This window comes from Streptomyces venezuelae, from assembly GCF_008642295.1.
GTDB classification, from domain to species: domain Bacteria; phylum Actinomycetota; class Actinomycetes; order Streptomycetales; family Streptomycetaceae; genus Streptomyces; species Streptomyces venezuelae_C.
The window spans coordinates 351,500-364,209 of record NZ_CP029190.1 but is presented as its reverse complement, the minus strand read 5'-3'; the positions used below and the strand labels follow the sequence as shown (position 1 = coordinate 364,209).

The window sequence follows — 12,710 nt, the reverse complement described above, 5'->3', positions numbered from 1 at the left end:
CTGACGCCGGGTCACCCTCGGCAGGGGTTCATCGCACGTCTACGAGAAGTTTGCTACCGACCAGTAGACATTTGGCTTGATCACGCTGACGCTTGGTCGTGTCCATGCCATGCATCGCATGATCGAGGAGCCCCCATGCGCACCCCCCACATCCCCACCCGGATGCCCCGTACGGCCGCCACCGCGGCCGTCGCTGCGGCAGCAGCCGCTGCCCTCACGCTGGTCCCCGCCACCGCCGCCACCGCGGCCCCGGCCCCCACCCAGGCGCCCGCCGCCACCGCCGCCACCTCCTGGGCCCCGGGCGGCAATGCCGCCCTGCTCGGCATCGACTACGGCACCTGGCAGCGCGATGTGTCGGCCGTCCTGGACGTGGCCCGCCCGTACGTCGAGCAGCGCATCGCCGCCTCGCCCGCGGGCGAGAAGCCGGCGATCGTGCTCGACATCGACAACTCCTCGCTGGAGACGGACTTCCACTACTTCTGGACCTTCCCGACCCCGGCCATCGCCAAGGTCCGCGACCTCACCCAGTACGCGCACTCCCGCGGTGTCGCCATCTTCTTCGTGACCGCCCGGCCGGGCATCATCCACTCGCTCACCCAGTACAACCTCAAGGCGGTCGGCTACCCGGTCTCCGGCCTGTACGTCCGCGACCTCCCCGACCTGTTCGAGGAGGTCAGCACGTACAAGACGGCCAAGCGCGCCGAGATCGAGGCCCGCGGCTACACGATCATCGCCAACATCGGCAACAAGCAGAGCGACCTGGTCGGCGGCCACGCCGAGCGCACCTTCAAGCTCCCGGACTACGACGGCAAGCTGTCGTAACCCGGAGGGCTCGGCGGACTCAGAGGTTGACCGAGGTCAGCAGCACGGCCGTGTCGGTCAGGGCGGTCACCGAGTGCCGGGCCCGGTCGTCCGGCAGCAGGTAGAGGGCGCCCTCCGGCAGGTCGACCACCGCATCGTCGGTGGTCACCCGCGCCGTCCCGCGCAGCACCTGGAGCGAGGCGGGCGGCGGGGTGGTGTGCTCGCCCAGCCGGGTCCCGGCCGCGAGTGCGATGACCGACTGCCGCAGCGGGGCCTCGCGCAGGATCAGGAGGGCGCTCCGGCCGTGCTCGTCGGCCCTGGCCGCGGCGATGTGCTCGTCGGCGAGCCGGCCCAGCCGCACGGTGGCCGGGGCGGCCCGCCGCTCCTGCTGCTCCGTTCCGGTGTCCATGACGACTCCTTCGGCTGCTGTAATCGGGCGTACGTTCGAATGGCGCGGTACGGTGGACGCATGCACGCCCCACTGCAAGGTTCGCTCTTCGACCAGGCCGACGCCATCGGACTCGCCCCGCTGGGCGGCCTGCGGCGGCGTGCGCTCGGCAGTGGTGCCTGGGTGGACCTGCTCCCCGGCTGGCTGACCGGCTCCGACCTGTTGTTCGAAGAACTGGCCGGTTCCGTCCCCTGGCGCGCCGAACGCCGGCAGATGTACGACCACGAGGTGGCCGTGCCCCGTCTGCTCGCCCACTACGGCGACGGCGAACCCCTGCCGCACCCGGTCCTGACGGAAGCCCGCGAGGCCCTGTCCACGCACTACGCCGCCGAACTGGGGGAGGGCTTCGTCTCCGCCGGCCTCTGCTTCTACCGGGACGGCCGGGACAGCGTGGCCTGGCACGGGGACCGTACCGGGCGCTCCGCGCACGAGGACACCATGGTGGCCATCCTGTCCGTGGGCGACCCGCGCGATCTGGCTCTGCGCCCCCGCGGCGGCGGGGCCGCCGCCCTGCGGCTGCCGCTGGGACACGGCGACCTGGTGGTGATGGGCGGCTCCTGCCAGCGCACCTGGGAGCATGCCGTCCCGAAGACCAGCCGCGCGGTCGGGCCCAGGATCAGCATCCAGTTCCGTCCCCGCGGCGTCTCCTGAGCCGGACGGTGCCGGTCGGACGGTTCCCGGCGGACGGTTCCTAGTCGGGCGGTTCCTGGGCGGGAGCGTTGCCCGGCCCGGTGGGGTGGCCGTGCCCGCCGCCCACGCGCTCGTCGTCCGGAGTCTCGGGTTCCACCGGCTCCTCCGGCACGACCGGTTCCGGAACCGGGTCGTCGGGGCCGGTCGGCGGCAGGTCGGGGGTCTGGGCGTCCGGGTCCTCGGGAACGGGCTGCGGGTTCTCGAACTCGGGGTTCGTGCTGGTCACCGCGATCCTCCTCCTTCTCCTTCTGCACTCCGACCGGGGCCGGGGCCGGGGCGATCGGTCGGTCCCCTGCGTCTGCCCCGGTACCGCAGCCGTTAACGGCCGGACAGGGAGCGGAGCTCGTCGGCCAGCAGCCGGGCCGCCGTGTCCGAGGCCCCGCCGACCAGCCGGGTACGGGTCAGGGCGAAGGACAGTCCCCGGGCCCGGTCGGCGAAGGCGATGCTGCCGCCGCTGCCGTGGTGCCCGAAGGAGCTCCGTTCCCCGGCCATCTCGGGCAGGCCGAGGAAGTAGCCGAGCCCCTTGGAGAACCGGCCGAGGAGCATCCGGTCCCGCCCCTCGACCGCAGGGGCCGCCGCGAGGGCCACCCGCTCCGGCGAGACCAGCCGCACCCCGTCCACTTCGCCGAGCAGGGCCGCGTACAGCCGGGCCGCGGCCCGCGCGGTGGTGGTGCCGCAGGCCGGCAGGTCGGCGAGCAGATAGTCCCGGCGGTTGGCCAGCTCGGCCGTCGTCCACAGCCGGGGGTTGGGCGCGACCAGCCGCGTGAACGGGGCGGACGGCGGCAGGGCCGCCAGGTACGCCGCCCAGTCGCCCTCCAGCAGGGGCGCCGTCCGGTTCAGTGCGGGTTCGGGCAGTCCGAAGAACAGCTCGTCGGCCACGCCGAGCGGCTCGGCCACATACCGGCGCAGCGCCTCGTCCGGAGGCAGACCGGTGGCCCGGCGCACGGTCTCGCCGAGGATCCACCCGAAGGTCCACCCGTGGTACCCGCTGTCGGAACCCGGCTCCCACAGCGGCTCCAGCTCTGCGACCACCGCGCACATGGTGTCCCAGTCGCACAGCTCCTCGGGGGTGAGGGCGGCCGGCAGCTGGGGGATGCCCAGGGTGTGGGTGAGGGCATGGCGTACGGTCGCCCGGTCCTTGCCGTGCGCGCCGAACTCCGGCCAGTATCGGGCGATCGGGGCGTCGTAGTCGATCAGCCCCTGCTCGGCCAGGACATGGACGAGGGTGGTGGTGAAGCCCTTGCCGGTGGAAAAGCTGTGGATCAGCGAATCGGGCCGGAGGGCCGATTGGCCCGCTGCACCGGCGCAGACGTCGACGACAAGCTCCCCGTCCAGGTACGCGGCCACCTGCAGGCCGCTTTCCTCGCCCGATTCCACCAGCCGTCCGACGATCCCGTCGACCCGGGCCTGCGCATCCGCGATCACGAACTCATCATGGCACCGCCGGCCGGCTGCCGGAGGGTCAGGCCGAGGAGCCGCCGTCGATGACCAGGTCCGTGCCGACGACCGAGGCCGCCGCGTCCGATGCCAGGTAGAGCACCGCCGCCGCGACCTCCGAGGCCGAGGAGATGCGGCCCAGCGGGGAGTCCTGCTTCATCCGCACGGCCCGGTCCGCCTCGGTCTCCCCGGGCAGCAGCGACATCGAGGACTCCGATGCGCCGGGGCTGACCGCGTTGATGCGGACGCCGTCCGCGATGTGGTCCAGCGCCGCGGCGCGGGTGAGCGCGCTGACGGCCGCCTTGGACGCCGCGTATCCGGCCACACCGGGTATCCGGCGGTGCGCGCCCAGGTTGGAGGAGATGTTGACAATGGCGCCGCCGCCGTTGGCCCGCATATGGGCCACCTCGGCCTGCAGGGCGAGCAGGACCCCGGTGACATTGATGTCGAGCAGGGACTGCCAGTCCGCCAAGGGAAGTTCGGCGACGGGCGCTCCGCCGCGGAACACCCCCGCGTTGTTCACGGCGATGTCGAGTCCGCCGAACCGCTCGACCGTCCCGCGGACGAGATCCCGTACCTGCTCGGGGTGGGAGACATCGGCGGCGATGGCTGCGGCCGTGCCGCCCGACCGGCCGATCAGGGCGACGGTTTCGTCGAGCGGGGCGGGGCGGCGGCCCGCGACCACCACGTTCGCCCCTTCCGCGGCGAAGGCGAGGGCGATGGCCCGGCCGAGTCCGGAGCCGGCACCGGTGACCAGGGCCGTCTTGCCGGCGAAGCGCGGAGCGGGGGAGAGGGCGTGGGACATGGGATGACTCCTTGAACGTGGGATGGATGAACGGATGGGATGGGCGGGTGAGGTCAGGTGGTGCGGGGGGCCAGGGTGACCGCGGCCAGCACGGCGAAGGCCGTGGACGCCGCGGCCAGCGACGCCGCGTCGCCGCCGAGCGTGAGCAGGACGGCGAAGAGCACCGTCGCGCCCGCCTCCATGGCGGTGTTGAGCACCCCGCCGGCCAGCCCCGCCTGCCGGCCCGGCACCCCCGATGTGGCCAGCACCGCCGCCCCCGCGAAGGAGAGGGCGACGCCGGCGGGCAGCAGCAGGAGCCCCGGCAGCAGGGCGTACGCATACGCCAGGTCCGGCTCGGAACCGGTGGCGGCGAGCAGGGCGAGCCCGATCGCCCCGCAGCCGAACCCGGCTCCGGTGACCCGCTCGGGGCCGTACCGGCCGATCAGCGGCGGTGCGGCGCGCCCGGCGCCGATCAGCGCGGTCGCGAACGGCACGAAGGCGGCCGAGGTGAGCAGGGCCGAGTACCCGCGCTGCTGTTGGAGCGCGAGGGACAGCAGGATGAAGACGGTCGCGGTGCCCGCTGCGGAGAGGGCGATGGCGGCGAGCCCCAGCCGGCGCCAGCGGTCCGCGAGGAACCCCGGCGGCAGCAGCGGATCGGCCCGGCGGCGCTCGGCCGCCGGGAACGCGGCCAGCAGGGCCAGACCCGCCACCAGCGGTACGAGTACCGGAGCCGAACCCCAGGAGTGGGCCTCGGTGAGGACCAGCCCGGCGCCGGCCAGGGTGATCCCGGCGGTGGCCAGTACCGCCCCCGGCAGGTCGAGGGAGCGACCGGGCACCGGGGGAGTGGCCGGCAGCAGCCGGCGGACCAGGGCGAGGGCCACCGCGGCCACCAGCACGGGCACCGCGAACGCCCAACGCCAGGACAGTACGGCCGAGATGACGCCGGACCCCAGATTGCCCGCGGTGGCACCGAGGACGGAGAGCCCGCCCCAGGTGGCCATGGCCCGGCCGTACGCCTCCGGCTCCGGGAACAGGACGCGCAGCACGGCCATCCCGGCCGGGGCGACGGCCGCCGCCCCGGCCCCCTGGAGCAGCCGTGCGGCGAGCAGTGCTTCGAAACCGGGGGCCAGCGCCGCGAGCACCGAGGCGATGCCGAAGACGGCCAGCCCGGCGGCGAGCACCGGCCGCCCGCCGTACCGGTCGGCGAGCCGTCCGCCGAACAGCAGGAGTCCCGCGAAGGTGAGGCCGTAGGCGGAGGTGAGCAGGATCAGCCCGGCCCGGCTGACGCCGAGTTCTGTGCCGATGCGGGGCAGCGGAACGGCGACAGCGGCGAGGGTGAAGATCAGCACGACCTGTACGGAGCCCAGCAGCGCGAACGCGATTCCGGACCCGGACCCGGACCCGGACGCCAGTTCTGTCGGCTGGCCGGTGCCCTGCCGTGCGGTCGCAACCGCCGTGGCTGTCGTATGTCCCCGGTTCATGTCCCCCTCTTTCAAGACCGATCGTTCCAATATCGAGGCGTGCAGCAGAACGCCCCCCGGTGTGACGCGACGGTCAGTCCAGCAACGACAGCGCCTGCTCGGCCGCGTCCCGGACCCGCGCCGGGTCTGCGGAGGCCTTGCCGACCACCCGGATGCCCTGCATCAGCACCAGCAGCATCCGGGCCAGGGCCTGCGGATCGCGGCCCTCGGGCAGTTCGCCCTGCGCCCGTGCGCGCACCAGCGCCGAGTGCAGCAGGGTCTCGACGTGCTCCCAGCTCAGCTCGACCCGCCGGGCGGCGGTGCTGTCGTGCGGAGCCAGTTCGGCGGCGGTGTTGGTGACCAGGCAGCCGGTCAGCCGGGTTTCGTCGGCGCCGGCCTCGGCGGCGAACCTGCGCACCACCGCCCGTACGGCCGGCAGTGCCGGGCCGGGCCCGGACAGTTCTTCCAGCAGCAGTGGGCCGCGTTCTTCCGCGTACCGGTCCAGGGCCTTCAGGAACAGCTCGTGCTTGTTCCCGAAGGTCGCGTAGAGACTGGCCCGGCCGATCCCGAGATGCTCCACGAGGTCCGCCATCGACGTCGCCTCGTATCCGCGCCGCCAGAACAGCTCGAGCGCTGCCCGCAGTGCCGCATCCGGATCGAATTCCTTGGTCCTCGCCATGCCCGGAACTCTAGATCAATTTGGAACGACCGGTCAAGTATCGAGAGTTGAGGGCGGGGTGGGTGCGGGGGTGAAGATCTGCGTGCCCGACATGTGGTCTTCATCTGTACGGCACATGACAATGTGAGCCTCGCTCTGCCACCTGACACCCCGCCAACTCCACTGGCGGGAGCGGTGCGTGTGGAGAGGACCCCCCACGTGAAGAGATTCTCACGCCCGGCTCCCTGGGCTGCCGGGCTCGCGGTGACGGCCGCGCTGCTGCTCCTCGTCCCAGCCGCCGCCTCGGCCACCGCCCCGACGCCCGAAGCCGCCCCCGCCCCGGCCCCGTACGCCGCTGCCTCCGCCGGCATCGACTCGTACTACGCCGCAGCCGAGGGCAAGACCGGCGCCGCGCTCAAGAGCGCGCTGCACGGCATCATCAAGAACCAGTCGAAGATCGGCTACGACCAGGTCTGGACCGCGCTGAAGGTCACCGACGAGGACCCCGCCAACCGCAACAACGTGATCCTGCTCTACTCGGGCCGCTCCCAGTCCAAGTCCGGCAACGGCGGTGGCGTCAACGACTGGAACCGGGAGCACGTCTGGGCCAAGAGCCACGGGAACTTCGGCACAGCCACCGGCCCCGGCACCGACCTCCACCACCTGCGCCCCGAGGACGTCACGGTCAACAGCACCCGCGGCAACAAGGACTTCGACCTCGGCGGCAGCCCGGTGTCCGAGGCCCCGGGGAGCAGGACCGACGCCGACTCCTTCGAGCCGCGCAATGCGGTCAAGGGCGATGTGGCGCGCATGCTGCTGTACATGGCGGTCCGCTACGAAGGCGGCGACGGTTTCGCCAACCTGGAGATGAACGACAAGGTCAACAACGGTTCACTGCCCCTCCAGGGGCGGATCAGCGTGCTGAAGCAGTGGCACCAGCAGGACCCGCCGGACGCCTTCGAACAGCGCCGCAACCAGGTCATCTACGACACCTACCAGCACAACCGCAACCCGTTCATCGACCACCCGGAGTGGGTCAACTCCATCTGGTAGCAGCCGCTCCGGCGAGGACGGTGGTGACCGAACCGATGAGCAGCGCGGTGCGCAGCCGCGGGTGGTCGGTGTCCACCAGGGCGTCCTGGAGCGAGTCCACCCAGCGGGCCGCCGTCCCCGTCGCCGTTGCCGTCACTGCCGTCGTCGGCCGGCCGGTGTCCGGGGGAGCGTCCCCGTCGTCCAGGTCCCCGGCGCCGGCATCTGTACGCGTAGACGTACCCGCGCTGCGCACCCGGGCGCAGCGCGGGCAGTCCTCGTCGTGCGGCCCGGCCCAGTACGCGCCGTCGAGCACGGCGTAGCTCACATCGTTCACATCCTGCCCAACTCGGCACGGCGGCCGGGGCAACGGTCTGCCCGCCGGATGTGACCGGACCGGTATCGGAACGCACCGGACTGTCAGTGGCGGCTGGCATGGTGGCGGTATGGACGAGCAGATCATGCGCGGCCGTGTTTACGGCGCCGACCACGACGACCCCGACCCGGGACCGCGTCCCGGGCACGACTACGCCGAACTGGTCGGTGGCCCGCTCGACGGCCTGCTCCTGGACGTCACCGGCTGGACCGTCGGCGAGCGAGCCGAGGGTGCCCTGTTGATGACGGAGATCGGCCGGTACGGCCCCGGTGGCCGTGCCCAGTACAAGCCCCGCCCCGGAAACCCGTCCCGCTTCGACTGGCACGGAGACAGCCCCTGACCCCGGCAACCCCTGACCCCGGCAACCCCGGAGCCCCCGCCGTCACTCGCAGCGCAGCCAAGAGACCGGTCGGCCCCGGTCGGCCCCGGCCGGTCCAGGGGCCAACCGGGTGGTTCGCGGACCCCGCTCCCGCGATGCTCCACATCCGACCGGCCCCACAGGCCTTGCCTGGAGCAATGAAGTTCTTCGTGACGGTCCAGGGCAGCCAGGCCGACTACGACGCCATGTCCGGCAGACCCTCGCCCGGCAGCCCGGCCTGGAGCCCGGACGAGCTCCAGGCCATGTTCGGCTTCATGACGGAGATCAACAACGAACTGATCACCTCGGGTGAATTCATCGACGCCCAGGGCTTCGCCGAGCCGGCCAAGGCCCGTTTCGTCAGCGCCCTGCCCGGCAACGAGCCGGTCGTCACCGACCGGCCGTACGCCGACTCCGACCCGCAGATCGCCGGCTACTGGCTCCTCGAATGCGCGAGCCTGGAGCGGGTCACGGAGATCGCCGCCCGCATCACCCAGTGCCCTGTCCCGGCAGGCTCCACCGCATACCCTGTGGTGATCCGTCCCGTCGGGGAGGGCCCGGAATAGCCGGATGGACGTCAACACCTTCTATGCCCTGTTCTCGGCGACCTGCTTCACTCTCGTCGGCCTGTGGTGGAACGTGGTCCAGAGCCACCCGGAGTGGATGCGGCGACGGGGACTGCGCCGGGTGGTCGGCGGAATCTACCTCTCCTTCCTGCTGCCCGCGCTGATGGGTCTGTTCGCGCAGGTCGGCGGTACGGAACAGCCACAGGTGTGGCGGGCGAGCTTCCTGGTGGTGGCCGTGATCGGCTGTCTGTCGACGCTGAGCCTGCTCAGCGTGGACGGCGACCGGGTCCACCGCTCGCTGCGCGGCCCGCAGGCCGGGGCGGCCCTGGTGTACGCCCTGGTGGCGGTGGTCGGCGCGGCACCCGAGCTCGCGGGGGCCATCGGGCTCCGCCCGATCCAGGCGGAGGCCCTGCTGCTGATCCTCCTGGTGGTCCTGGCCCATGCGCTGGTCTGGCGCTTCATGGTGGGGGAGGGCCGCAGCCCCGAATGACCGCCCGCGACAGAGCACCGGAGCACCCGTGACCGCACCGTCCGCACCGTCGGCCGCACCCGCGTGCGCTTACACCACGTACATCCAGTCCACGCCGGAGGCGGTGTGGCGGGCGCTGACCGACGAGGAGGCGACCGCCGCCTACTGGGGCCACGCCAACGTGTCGGACTGGCAGCCGGGTTCGCCCTGGGAGCACCGCCGTACGGACGGCTCGGGCATCGCGGACGTGGTGGGCACGGTCGTGGCGGCCACGCCCCCGCGCCGCCTGGTGTCCACCTGGTCCGATCCCGGTGACGAGCGCCCGGAAACCACCTCGCAGGTCACCCTGGAGATCACACCGCACTCCGGCGGCGTACGGCTCACCGTCACCCACGAGCACCTCCGCGACGAGGAGGAGAGCCGCAAGGCCGCGGAGGGCTGGTCGATGGTCCTGTCGAACCTCAAGACGTACCTGGAGACCGGCCGCCCCATGGCCGTACCGCCCTGGGCCGGCCACCAGTCCTGAGCCACCCGCCCTGAGCCACATCCCTCCTGAGCCACCCGTCCGGCATCCGTCCGAAGGAGACCGCAGTGACCAGCCCGTCCGCCCAGAGCCCGTTCCCGGTGGATCCCGCCGCCCCGCCCTGGGACGGGAAACCGCTCGACGGCCGTTCCTCATTGCGGGTGATGGTGCTGTCAGGTTCCTCGCGCAGCGGCTCGGTCAACCAGCGCCTGGCGGCCCTGGTCGCCGAGATGGTGGCGCAATCCGGCGCCGAGGCGGACCTGGCGACCCTCGGCGAGTTCGCCATGCCCCCGTTCGACGGGGACGCCGAGGCCGAGCAGGGGCTGCCGCCCGGTGCCCTGGCGTTGAGCGCCCGGGTGGATGCGGCGCACGCACTGGTCATCGCCTCGCCCGAGTACAACGCCTCGGTGCCGGGAGTACTGAAGAACGCGATCGACTGGGTGTCCCGGCTCCGGCCCCAGCCCTTCAAGGACAAGCAGGCCCTGCTGGTCTCGGCCTCGCCCTCGCTGGTGGGTGGCAACCGGGGCCTGTGGGCGCTCCGTGTCCCGCTGGAGCACCTGGGGGCGCGTGTCTACCCGGACATGTTCAGCCTGGCCATGGCCCACCAGGCGTTCACCGACGAGGGCGCCCTGACCGATCGAGGTCTCGGCGAACGCCTGGGCTCGACCATCGAGTCCTTCCTCGCCCTGGTCGAGGCGGACACCCGCTACCTGTCGCTGCGGCACTGCTGGTACGAGTTCCTCGGCGACCGCACCGACGCCCCGGTCACCGCCCGCGCCGAGGAATGACGCGGACGCCGGCCTCCGGGCTTTTCTTTTCGGCCATACCACTGGCCGGATGTCGACTCTGAGGGCGAATTCGGGCCATGGTGTTCCCTACGAGCCGGTCATGGGACAGCATGTCCCCGCGTAATTCGTTTATGCATGAACGGTATTGACGGGTGTTCAGTAACTCCACGAAACACCCAGGTTACGGAGAGGGGATAAAAGCTACCGCCGGTAGTAACCGGTGAGTGAACGGTTCGCTTCGGCAAGATCCGTTATGTAGGGTTCCTTTCAATACCGCCCAACGGGGGGCGGATCCCGGCCGGTTATCGGTCCGGACCGCAGCCCCCGCACGCGTCCGGGGGATCAACCATGCGGTTCCAGCTCCTGGGGCCTCTGAGTATTGCGCACGGCCCCGAAACCGTCGTTCTCACTCCATCGAAACCGACCAGCCTGCTCGCCGCCCTCCTGCTGCACCCCGGTGCGGTGGTCTCCACCGGTTACCTCCTGCGCGCCCTGTGGGACGAGGAGCCGCCCGCCACCGCGCGGGCCGCCCTCCAGACCTGTGTCCTGCGACTGCGCCGGATCTTCGCCAAGTACGGGATATCCGCCACCACCATCGAGGCCGTCCCCGGCGGCTACCGCCTGCACGCCGATGCCGACAGCCTCGACCTGGTCGCCTTCCGTGCCCTCGCCGGCCGGGCCCCGGCCGCGACCGGCCCCGGCGAGGAGCTGTACCGGCTGCGGGAGGCGCTGTCCCTCTGGCACGGCCAGCCCCTCGCGAACGTGGCCTCCCGGCTGTTGCAGCGGGACGCCGTACCCACGCTCGAGCAGGAGCGGCTGCGCGTGCTGGAACGGGTCTGCGATCTCGAACTGGCCGCCGGGAACTGCCACCAGGTCCTGGTCGACCTCTATGACATCGCCCGCCGGCACCCGGTCCGCGAGCGGTTCACCGAGCAGCTCATCGAGGCCCTCTACCGCACCGGCCGGCAGGCCGAAGCCCTCGCCGAGTACCGGACCGTACGGGACCGGCTCCGCGAGGAGCTCGGCATCGACCCCGGCCCGGGCCTGCGGCGGCTGGAACTGGCGATCCTGCGGGCCGAGGAGCTGGGCGGCGTCCGGATACCCCGCCAGGTCCTGGCGCAGCCGGTACCGGCCCGGATACCCGAACTGCCGGCAGCCCGAATAGCCTCCGCGGCCGGCGGAACCTCCGAGGACCCGGCGCTGCCCGCCGCACCCGCGCTTCCCATGGATGCCACGGCCACAGCTGCTGTCGCCACCGCTGCCGCCGTTGAAGCCGCTCCCGCTCCCGTCCGCCCGGCCCTTCCCGGTGCGTCCGCGGAAACCGTGCTGCCGCCCCCCGGATTCGCCGGGCGGGCCGCCGGCCGGGCCGCGATGGCCGCACAGCTGACCGCCCCCGACGGGCCCCGGCTGATCGTGGTGTCCGGCGCCCCCGGCATCGGCAAGTCGGCCCTCGCGCTGCGTTGTGCGTACGACGCCCGCGAGGCCTTCCCCGGCGGGGTCTTCGCCGTCCCCCTCGCCCGCCCGGACGGAACCCCGGTCACCGTCGAAGAGGCCCGCAAGCTGCTGCCCGAACCCGCCGGAGGGCGCCGGCTGGTGCTCCTCGACGATGCCGCCGGCGCCGGGCAGGTCCTCCCCCTGCTGCCCGCCGCCACGGCTGGGAACGCCACGGTCGTGGTCACCAGCCGGCGCGGACTGGCGGCCGTGGTCGCCACCCACGGCGGCGCCGTCCACCGCCTGGATCTCCTCGCTCCCGAGGAGGCCTACGAGCTGCTGGCCGGCCTGGTCGGGGCCGACCGGATCGCCGCGGAAGCCGCTGCGGCCGGTGAACTGGCCGCGGTGTGCGGCTATTTGCCGCTGGCCCTGCGGATCGCCGCCGGCCGGCTGCTGACTCGGCCCGGCCTGTCCGTGGCGCACTGCGCGGACTGGCTCGCCGAGGACCCGGCCGGCCGGCTCGCGCTCGCCGAGGACCCCCGGATGTCCGTGCCCGCGGTCTTCGGGCAGGCCGTCGACTCCCTTCCGCCGGAGCTCCGCGAGGCCTTCCTCCGGCTGGGCGCGCACGCCGCCGGGACCGGCCTCGACCCGTCCGACACCGAGGGCGTCCTCGAACAGCTCGTCGAGGCAGGACTGCTGGAAGACGGTCCGCCCGGCCCCTACCGGATGCATCCGCTGCTTCACCTCTACGCGCGTCGGCGCGCCCGCCCGACCCGCCCCACCCGTCAGACCACGGCCCCTCCCGCGGTCACGCGCTGACCCGGCCGGCTCCGTTCCATCCGTCCCACCCTGCCCTCCCCTCTCCGCTCCCTCCCCTCTCCTGCCTCCTGCC

Annotated in this window: 16 protein-coding genes; 9 read left to right on the top strand and 7 right to left on the bottom strand. The window is 72.6% G+C overall.

Annotated features, from left to right (window positions below; genetic code table 11):
• The first annotated feature begins 135 nt into the window (after nucleotides 1-135).
• Nucleotides 136-822 (top strand): HAD family acid phosphatase, encoded by a 687-nt coding sequence (locus tag DEJ50_RS01810; RefSeq protein ID WP_223837527.1) that lies wholly within the window; start codon nucleotides 136-138, stop codon nucleotides 820-822.
• Between the two features lie 19 nt (nucleotides 823-841).
• Here the strand turns inward: DEJ50_RS01810 and DEJ50_RS01805 are convergent, their stop codons facing one another.
• The gene (locus DEJ50_RS01805) at nucleotides 842-1,210 is read right to left on the bottom strand and encodes a cupin (protein ID WP_223837526.1); all 369 of its coding nucleotides are present in this window, start codon (nucleotides 1,208-1,210) and stop codon (nucleotides 842-844) included.
• Between the two features lie 60 nt (nucleotides 1,211-1,270).
• Between DEJ50_RS01805 and DEJ50_RS01800 the strand changes: the two genes are divergently transcribed.
• The gene (locus DEJ50_RS01800; protein WP_150205651.1) at nucleotides 1,271-1,900 is read left to right on the top strand and encodes an alpha-ketoglutarate-dependent dioxygenase AlkB; all 630 of its coding nucleotides are present in this window, start codon (nucleotides 1,271-1,273) and stop codon (nucleotides 1,898-1,900) included.
• Between the two features lie 40 nt (nucleotides 1,901-1,940).
• Here the strand turns inward: DEJ50_RS01800 and DEJ50_RS01795 are convergent, their stop codons facing one another.
• The 5 genes from DEJ50_RS01795 to DEJ50_RS01775 all read right to left on the bottom strand — a co-directional run bounded on the left by DEJ50_RS01795 (nucleotide 1,941) and on the right by DEJ50_RS01775 (nucleotide 6,299).
• On the bottom strand, nucleotides 1,941-2,165 hold the full coding sequence (locus tag DEJ50_RS01795; RefSeq protein WP_150205650.1) for a hypothetical protein: 225 nt from the start codon (nucleotides 2,163-2,165) through the stop codon (nucleotides 1,941-1,943).
• Between the two features lie 92 nt (nucleotides 2,166-2,257).
• A complete protein-coding gene (locus DEJ50_RS01790; protein WP_223837525.1) occupies nucleotides 2,258-3,364 on the bottom strand; it encodes a serine hydrolase domain-containing protein in 1,107 nt (368 codons plus the stop codon).
• Nucleotides 3,365-3,401: 37 nt separating this feature from the next.
• Nucleotides 3,402-4,181 carry an SDR family NAD(P)-dependent oxidoreductase gene (locus tag DEJ50_RS01785; RefSeq protein ID WP_150205649.1) on the bottom strand — a complete coding sequence of 260 codons (780 nt, stop codon included), beginning with the start codon at nucleotides 4,179-4,181 and terminating at the stop codon, nucleotides 3,402-3,404.
• A gap of 53 nt (nucleotides 4,182-4,234) precedes the next feature.
• On the bottom strand, nucleotides 4,235-5,641 hold the full coding sequence (locus DEJ50_RS01780; protein WP_150205648.1) for an MFS transporter: 1,407 nt from the start codon (nucleotides 5,639-5,641) through the stop codon (nucleotides 4,235-4,237).
• A gap of 73 nt (nucleotides 5,642-5,714) precedes the next feature.
• Nucleotides 5,715-6,299, bottom strand: coding sequence for a TetR/AcrR family transcriptional regulator (locus DEJ50_RS01775; protein ID WP_150205647.1), 585 nt, complete (start codon nucleotides 6,297-6,299; stop codon nucleotides 5,715-5,717).
• Nucleotides 6,300-6,497: 198 nt separating this feature from the next.
• Between DEJ50_RS01775 and DEJ50_RS01770 the strand changes: the two genes are divergently transcribed.
• Nucleotides 6,498-7,331, top strand: coding sequence for an endonuclease I family protein (locus tag DEJ50_RS01770; RefSeq protein WP_150205646.1), 834 nt, complete (start codon nucleotides 6,498-6,500; stop codon nucleotides 7,329-7,331).
• Here DEJ50_RS01770 and DEJ50_RS01765 read toward each other — a convergent pair.
• Nucleotides 7,315-7,635, bottom strand: coding sequence for a hypothetical protein (locus DEJ50_RS01765; protein ID WP_150205645.1), 321 nt, complete (start codon nucleotides 7,633-7,635; stop codon nucleotides 7,315-7,317). The genes DEJ50_RS01770 and DEJ50_RS01765 overlap by 17 nt on opposite strands.
• 118 nt (nucleotides 7,636-7,753) lie before the next feature.
• Here DEJ50_RS01765 and DEJ50_RS01760 point away from each other — a divergent pair, with 118 nt between their 5' ends.
• The 6 genes from DEJ50_RS01760 (at nucleotide 7,754) to DEJ50_RS01735 (ending at nucleotide 12,637) form a co-directional block, all read left to right on the top strand.
• Nucleotides 7,754-8,023, top strand: coding sequence for a hypothetical protein (locus tag DEJ50_RS01760; protein WP_150205644.1), 270 nt, complete (start codon nucleotides 7,754-7,756; stop codon nucleotides 8,021-8,023).
• Between the two features lie 176 nt (nucleotides 8,024-8,199).
• Nucleotides 8,200-8,607, top strand: coding sequence for a YciI family protein (locus tag DEJ50_RS01755; protein WP_150205643.1), 408 nt, complete (start codon nucleotides 8,200-8,202; stop codon nucleotides 8,605-8,607).
• Nucleotides 8,608-8,611: 4 nt separating this feature from the next.
• Nucleotides 8,612-9,097 carry a hypothetical protein gene (locus DEJ50_RS01750; protein ID WP_150205642.1) on the top strand — a complete coding sequence of 162 codons (486 nt, stop codon included), beginning with the start codon at nucleotides 8,612-8,614 and terminating at the stop codon, nucleotides 9,095-9,097.
• A 28-nt stretch (nucleotides 9,098-9,125) separates the two neighbouring features.
• Nucleotides 9,126-9,602, top strand: a complete 477-nt coding sequence (locus tag DEJ50_RS01745) for an SRPBCC family protein (protein WP_317852514.1) — start codon at nucleotides 9,126-9,128, stop codon at nucleotides 9,600-9,602.
• A 161-nt stretch (nucleotides 9,603-9,763) separates the two neighbouring features.
• Entirely contained in the window at nucleotides 9,764-10,387 is a 624-nt protein-coding gene (locus DEJ50_RS01740) for an NADPH-dependent FMN reductase (RefSeq protein ID WP_150211820.1), read from the top strand.
• Nucleotides 10,388-10,735: 348 nt separating this feature from the next.
• Nucleotides 10,736-12,637 (top strand): AfsR/SARP family transcriptional regulator, encoded by a 1,902-nt coding sequence (locus tag DEJ50_RS01735; protein ID WP_190344208.1) that lies wholly within the window; start codon nucleotides 10,736-10,738, stop codon nucleotides 12,635-12,637.
• The last annotated feature ends 73 nt before the right edge of the window (nucleotides 12,638-12,710 follow it).

Bases quoted from the DNA above. Each gene is read 5' to 3' on its own strand.
- DEJ50_RS01805 (WP_223837526.1), bottom strand. From the start codon at position 1,210: ATGGACACCGGAACGGAGCAGCAGGAGCGGCGGGCCGCCCCGGCCACC.
- DEJ50_RS01755 (WP_150205643.1), top strand. From the start codon at position 8,200: ATGAAGTTCTTCGTGACGGTCCAGGGCAGCCAGGCCGACTACGACGCC.
- DEJ50_RS01775 (WP_150205647.1), bottom strand. From the start codon at position 6,299: ATGGCGAGGACCAAGGAATTCGATCCGGATGCGGCACTGCGGGCAGCG.
- DEJ50_RS01810 (WP_223837527.1), top strand. From the start codon at position 136: ATGCGCACCCCCCACATCCCCACCCGGATGCCCCGTACGGCCGCCACC.
- DEJ50_RS01780 (WP_150205648.1), bottom strand. From the start codon at position 5,641: ATGAACCGGGGACATACGACAGCCACGGCGGTTGCGACCGCACGGCAG.
- DEJ50_RS01740 (WP_150211820.1), top strand. From the start codon at position 9,764: ATGGTGCTGTCAGGTTCCTCGCGCAGCGGCTCGGTCAACCAGCGCCTG.
- DEJ50_RS01760 (WP_150205644.1), top strand. From the start codon at position 7,754: ATGGACGAGCAGATCATGCGCGGCCGTGTTTACGGCGCCGACCACGAC.
- DEJ50_RS01750 (WP_150205642.1), top strand. From the start codon at position 8,612: ATGGACGTCAACACCTTCTATGCCCTGTTCTCGGCGACCTGCTTCACT.
- DEJ50_RS01785 (WP_150205649.1), bottom strand. From the start codon at position 4,181: ATGTCCCACGCCCTCTCCCCCGCTCCGCGCTTCGCCGGCAAGACGGCC.
- DEJ50_RS01800 (WP_150205651.1), top strand. From the start codon at position 1,271: ATGCACGCCCCACTGCAAGGTTCGCTCTTCGACCAGGCCGACGCCATC.
- DEJ50_RS01735 (WP_190344208.1), top strand. From the start codon at position 10,736: ATGCGGTTCCAGCTCCTGGGGCCTCTGAGTATTGCGCACGGCCCCGAA.